At 42.0% G+C, this 6,000-nt stretch carries 5 protein-coding genes and 3 tRNA genes; 5 read left to right on the top strand and 3 right to left on the bottom strand.

Translation table 11 applies throughout. The annotated features are described in order from the left end of the window. The first annotated feature begins 44 nt into the window (after window positions 1–44). Window positions 45–121: transfer RNA gene (locus AACW75_RS26545), tRNA-Asp, on the top strand. Window positions 122–684: 563 nt separating this feature from the next. Here AACW75_RS26545 and pssA read toward each other — a convergent pair. Next, the gene (gene pssA / locus AACW75_RS26540; RefSeq protein WP_145570051.1) at window positions 685–2,025 is read right to left on the bottom strand and encodes a CDP-diacylglycerol--serine O-phosphatidyltransferase; all 1,341 of its coding nucleotides are present in this window, start codon (window positions 2,023–2,025) and stop codon (window positions 685–687) included. Window positions 2,026–2,116: 91 nt separating this feature from the next. Continuing rightward, window positions 2,117–2,548: a GNAT family N-acetyltransferase gene (locus AACW75_RS26535; RefSeq protein WP_145570050.1), complete on the bottom strand. Its 432-nt coding sequence runs from the start codon at window positions 2,546–2,548 to the stop codon at window positions 2,117–2,119. A 66-nt stretch (window positions 2,549–2,614) separates the two neighbouring features. Between AACW75_RS26535 and murB the strand changes: the two genes are divergently transcribed. Together murB and birA are read left to right on the top strand one after the other, a co-directional pair. Continuing rightward, on the top strand, window positions 2,615–3,661 hold the full coding sequence (gene murB, locus AACW75_RS26530) for a UDP-N-acetylmuramate dehydrogenase (RefSeq protein WP_145570049.1): 1,047 nt from the start codon (window positions 2,615–2,617) through the stop codon (window positions 3,659–3,661). Then, on the top strand, window positions 3,658–4,623 hold the full coding sequence (gene birA, locus AACW75_RS26525) for a bifunctional biotin--[acetyl-CoA-carboxylase] ligase/biotin operon repressor BirA (protein WP_145570048.1): 966 nt from the start codon (window positions 3,658–3,660) through the stop codon (window positions 4,621–4,623). The genes murB and birA overlap by 4 nt, the downstream gene beginning before the upstream one ends. 7 nt (window positions 4,624–4,630) lie before the next feature. Here birA and coaA read toward each other — a convergent pair whose 3' ends face one another. Further along, on the bottom strand, window positions 4,631–5,554 hold the full coding sequence (gene coaA, locus AACW75_RS26520) for a type I pantothenate kinase (protein ID WP_017076612.1): 924 nt from the start codon (window positions 5,552–5,554) through the stop codon (window positions 4,631–4,633). 210 nt (window positions 5,555–5,764) lie between these two features. Here coaA and AACW75_RS26515 point away from each other — a divergent pair. After that, window positions 5,765–5,840: transfer RNA gene (locus AACW75_RS26515), tRNA-Thr, on the top strand. Window positions 5,841–5,884: 44 nt separating this feature from the next. After that, a tRNA-Tyr gene (locus AACW75_RS26510) sits at window positions 5,885–5,969 on the top strand. Window positions 5,970–6,000: the final 31 nt, after the last annotated feature.

Genomic DNA, 6,000 nt, shown 5'->3' with positions numbered 1-6,000 from the left:
CCGACCTGGGGATATGGACGCTCACTTAGTGAGTTGACCACTGCGGAGTGGTAGTTCAGTTGGTTAGAATACCGGCCTGTCACGCCGGGGGTCGCGGGTTCGAGTCCCGTCCACTCCGCCACTTATTAGAAAAGCCCTGCTAGAAATAGCAGGGCTTTTTTACATCTCAAGAAAAGTGTTTTGTTTTTTGCTGAATGAGTTCCATAGAGATGTTGTCCTCATTTATCGGCCCTGCATGAAACGCTCCCGCTATACCGGAACATATTAGAAAGCCTAGTCTGACGACCAGGCTTTCGTCGTTTCTAGGCCGATATTTGACGGATTCCTAAAAGGTTTAGCATTATCTTTACGTATAGGAATCAAAAAGAGCAAAGTCTGAAACGGCAAATAACACCATGCCATCATGTATCAGAAAAACTTGTAAGAATAACGGGGCCTGTTTGTTTAGCTCTGACTAGGTATTGGGTTTCTAACTCTTCCACTGTTTAATTGGCTATTGTTTTTATGTTCGTATTATTTGTGATACACAAAGACAAAGGTTTTAGAGCAAAAACATCTTACTATTCTCTTTCGCCCTAAGTGCTTTTGAAGGGTTTTGTTCAATTGTTTGTTAATCTACGTTTGGCAGATATAAAAACGCCTAGCGTTGCTAGGCGTTGATAAATCACGTTGTAAAATGATTTGCTACAGTATTTGTTTGAGCACTCTGTCTGCTTTTACACGAGTGATTTTTCGAAGCAGCTTTTGTACTTCTATTGGGTAGCTATCTATCTTATCTAACTGCTTGTAAGTACATATAAGCTGAGTATGTTGAAGAATATTATCGACCTCAACTTGGAATTTATCGGTTAGATGGTGGTAGTTATCTTGAATAAAAATACCATTCTCTAGATCCAGTTTCCAAGCTCGAGGATTTAGGTTATTTCCTGTTAGCAACATATAACGCTTATCGACCCAGATACCCTTGAGATGGAAGCTATTAGAGTCGTGCTGCCAAAGTCGAATAGATAGATTGCGACTGGCAATATGGGCTTCATTTGCTTTAGCAAAACGACGTAAGTTCAACTCGTAAAGGTAAGGTAGTCCACCAATCGTTTTAAACTCTTCTTCAGGAGAGATAAAGAAATCGTTCGCTGTTTTATCCCCAACAACGATGCTGACCTTTACCCCACGCCTAAGCGCTTTTTTTACTTCTTTCGCTAAACTCGGTGGGAAGTTGAAGTAAGGCGTACAAATAAAGATTTCATCTTTAGCTTGAGCGACAAGTTGATTGATTCCCTGATTCAGGCGGTTACGCCTCTTACCTATACCGACTAATGGTGTCACGGCTACTTGGTCAGGTGAAACATCTTGATTATCGAATTGGTATTGAGATCTTGCCAATGATGCACGAAACTGGCGAATGGCTGGTTTTAGTTCTTTGGTAACAGGTTTGTTCTTATCCGCTAAATCATAAACAGCACTATCTGCAACCATTTGTTCGTGCACATAAGCAAACATTGAATCTGCAAGCGCTGCATTGTTTAAAACATGGTAGCGATCAAAGCGATAGCGGTCATGGTAATTTAGATAGATATTGTTAAGGCTTGCGCCACTGTATATTACGCTATCATCGACAATAAAGCCTTTTAGATGCAATACACCGAAAACCTCTTTACCACGAACAGGGATGCCATAGACAGGAACTGAGTACTGATACTTTTCATCAAACTCTTTGTACATTGCTGCATTGCCTTCTGAAGACTCTGCACCAATTAGTCCGCGTTGTGCTCTATGCCAGTCGACACAAACACTCACGTCCAATTCTGGGGTTTTTTGCTTTGCTTCATATAAGGCAGTTAGGATCTCACGGCCAGCCTCGTCATCTTCAAGATACAAAGCGACTAAACTAATACGAGTCGTTGCGCGCGATATCTCATCAAGTAAGCGAGTTCGAAACTCTTGCGCTGATAGTAGTACTTCAAACTTGTCAGGATTCTGCGCTATGGTTGGCAACTGTATGAATGGATTCCTACTGGCAATCATATTGACTGTTTTACCTTAAAAATATGCAAAATTGCGAACCTTTAATTTTACCAAAGGCATAGCATCAAATACTAGATAATCGAGGCATTCTCTAACAATTTTGCTGATAATGCATAGGAATGAGATCTTTTCCGCTATTCGAATAGCGATCGTATAAAACTCTTAAACCATGAGGTAGTTGTTTTGGGTCTATTTGTATGAATTGGTGTCGTGTATAAAAGTTTATGAGATGAGCGTATGCAAAGCAGTAATCGTTTTCTGTCAGTGTATGTTGTGCGCAGTACTCCATAAGCTGGGAGCCTAATTGCTTGCCTCTATGCTGCTTTGAGATCGCCATACCGGTAAGCAAGCGACTCTCTTCTATCGTTCGAAAGCGTACAACACCGCAAAGATCGTTATTCAGTAATAATGAATAGATCAGTTCACTCTTATTAGCTTTTCCTGTTGGGTAGTGTTCTTTATAGAAACGTTTAACGAGAGGAACCTTTACGGGGTCTAATTGGGTAATGATGACATTGTTCATTCAGTCACTGCGCCACTTGTTTATCTACGGTAGAATGGCTGCAGTGTAAGTTAATTGAATATCATCATGCAATTCCATCTCAATGCTAGTTTAAAAAATGTTCATACATTTTCTATCGATCAGACGTGTGATGCGTTGGTTGAAGTGACAACGATCGAAGAACTGATTTCTGTTTATAAAGACTCTAAATGGTCGGCCTTACCTAAGTTAATACTGGGAAAGGGCAGTAACATGCTTTTTACTGAGCATTTCGCGGGCCTGATCATTGTGAATCAGTTGACGGGGATTACTTTGACCGAGAGAGATAGCCATCACTTATTGCATGTTCACGGTGGTGAAGATTGGCCTAGCTTGGTTGAGTGGAGTGTTGGTAAAGGACTTGGTGGTCTAGAAAACTTAGCAATGATACCGGGCTGTTCAGGTTCAGCGCCTATTCAAAATATTGGTGCGTATGGTGTTGAACTACAAGACGTGTGTGAATATGTCGATATTCTTTGCCTGGATACTTATACAGTTAAGCGATTAACCAAAGAGGAATGTCTCTTTGGTTATCGAGATTCTATTTTCAAACACGCTTTATATGGTAAAGCTATTGTTGTTGCGATCGGCTTAGCATTACCTAAAGAGTGGAAGCCATGTAATCACTATGGTCCGTTAAAAAGCCTTCCTGTCGAGACTCTTTCTCCTCGTACTATATTTGATGAAGTATGTGCCATTCGTTCAAGCAAGCTGCCAAACCCTGCTGTGCAAGGTAATGCGGGGAGCTTCTTCAAAAACCCAGTGATCACAAAAGATCATTTTGATCGCTTGCTGCTGCTATACCCGAGCATTGTTGGTTATGAGAGCAATGACATGATTAAAGTTGCTGCTGGATGGCTCATTGATCAATGTCAGTTCAAAGGTGTAATTGAAGGCGGTGCTCAAGTTCATCCAAACCAAGCGTTGGTTATTATCAACTATGACGAATCCTCTGCTGTTGATGTCATTAAGTTAGCCGAGCGAGTACGCCAGTCTGTTTTGGATAAATTTGATATTCGATTAGAACATGAAGTTCGCTTCATGGGGCGAGACAGCGAGACAAACTTAGATAGAGTCTTGGAGGCGTTGGTATGAGAGAGCACAGCACTAAGCTTACGTTATTGAGATGCCTTGCCGATGGTGAGTTTCATTCTGGAGAAGCTCTCGGTGAACGGATCGGTGTATCGCGAGCGGCTATCAGCAAGCATATTAAAGGTATTCAAGAGTGGGGCTTGGACATTTATCGAGTGCAAGGTAAGGGTTATAAGCTAGCGAGTCGCTTAGACATGCTCGACCAAGAACGATTATCTGCTGTGAGTCATGATGCTTCTCTTGAGCTGGTTCCTATCATAGGTTCAACAAACCAATACCTGTTAGAGCGTACTAATACCCTTGAGTCGGGTTCAGTCTGCATTGCTGAATATCAAGCTGCGGGTCGTGGTCGTCGTGGGCGAGAGTGGGTATCGCCATTTGGAGCGAATCTGTATCTTTCAATGTATTGGAGACTTGACGCAGGTATGGCCGCCGCTATGGGGTTAAGCCTTGTAGTTGGTGTTGCTGTTGTTGAAGCTTTGGAAGAGATGGGCGTTGAAGGGGTCAAGCTGAAATGGCCGAATGACCTTTACCACAATGATAAGAAGCTTGCAGGTATCCTCGTGGAACTATCAGGCCAATCTGGTGGTGCTGCTCATATTGTGATTGGTTTAGGGCTAAACCTATCCATGGACCCAGCAACATCAGGTATTGGCCAGCCATGGACCTCTCTCAAAGAAGTGTGTGATGGAAAAGTACCAGATCGTAATCAACTAACACAGGCTCTGATTAATGCTTGGGACAAGTCTCTGGTCGACTATGAATTGAAAGGGATGTCGAACTTTGTTGAACGTTGGAATCGCCTAGATAATTTCTTAGGTCGCAACGTAAGGCTTATTATTGGACCTAGAGAAATTGAAGGAACCGTACAGGGCATTAATGAACAAGGGGCTGTACTACTCAAGACTGAGAATGGTATTGAGAGCTATATCGGTGGAGAAATATCCCTAAGAAAAGGGGATTAAGGTGCTACTATTTTCTTAGTAACACTTCTTCAACCATGTGATCACCACCTTTACGAAGGATGAGGTGAGCCCTTTCTCGAGTTGGAAGGATATTTTGTTCTAAATTCAACCCATTGATTGAACTCCAGATTCCTTCAGCTTTGTCTAATGCAGCCTGGTTTGATAATTTAGTGTAATGGCTAAAGTAAGAGCCTGGTTTAGTAAACGCACCATCACGGAATTTCATAAAACGATTAATGTACCACTCTTTAATCTGTTGGCTGTTTGCATCAACATAGAGTGAAAAATCGAGGAAGTCGGAAATAAAGACTCTATGTGGCTCATGCGGATAGTTCATGCCACTTTGTAAGACATTAAGTCCTTCAATAATAAGCACATCTGGTAAGTCTACACACTTCACATCATCGGTAATGTTATAAGTCAGGTGTGAATACACTGGTGCAGTGACATTTCTTTTGCAGGCTTTGACATCAGAGACAAAGTTGACCAAACGCTTGATGTCGTAAGATTCAGGAAACCCTTTCTTACTCATCAACCCTTTCTCTTCCAAAACTTCATTCGGATATAAGAATCCATCTGTGGTGACTAGTTCGACTTTGGGATGATTCTCCCAACGAGAAAGCAGCGCCTTAAGTAGACGAGCGGTTGTACTTTTGCCAACCGCGACACTGCCGGCAATACCAATGACAAAAGGGGGCGCTTTCTCTTTCTTATCTAAAAACTCATGAAGCACTGAGTTTCTATTCTGTCTCGCTGCCACATAGAGGTTTAATAGACGAGATAACGGTAGATAGATCTCTACAGCTTCCTCCATTGTGAGCTTTTCATTGATGCCTTGAAGCTCTTTTAAGTCGCTTTCAGAAAGTGTCATCGGAACTAAATTCCTTAGCTCAGACCAACGTGCACGGTCGAATGACATATATGGGCTCATACAAAACTCTATAGTGGATAACAAAACAAGTGCATGGAAAATACATCAAGCGATAGATAAATAAAATATCTTCCTGTATTAGATGCGGGTTAAAGGCAGAAACCTTGAGCTAAATAGCTGTATATAGGAACTTGATAAGATAATTTTTCATTTTTTTTCAATTTACTATTGCAAGGTGGAAAATCATTCAATAAAATGCGCCCCACTTGTGCCGACTTAGCTCAGTAGGTAGAGCAACTGACTTGTAATCAGTAGGTCACCAGTTCGATTCCGGTAGTCGGCACCACTTTCTCCCTTTCCACAAGGTAAGCGAGAGAAAGCTCAAAATTTGGAGGGGTTCCCGAGTGGCCAAAGGGAGCAGACTGTAAATCTGCCGGCACTGCCTTCGATGGTTCGAATCCGTCTCCCTCCACCATATTCTAAAGGTTAAATAGCTCAAGCAGAGT

It is taken from the genome of Vibrio sp. L3-7, assembly GCF_963898195.1.
In the GTDB taxonomy this organism is placed as follows: Bacteria; Pseudomonadota; Gammaproteobacteria; order Enterobacterales; family Vibrionaceae; genus Vibrio; species Vibrio echinoideorum.
The sequence above is the reverse complement of the archived record's forward strand: the minus strand, read 5'-3'. Positions and strand labels throughout refer to the sequence as shown.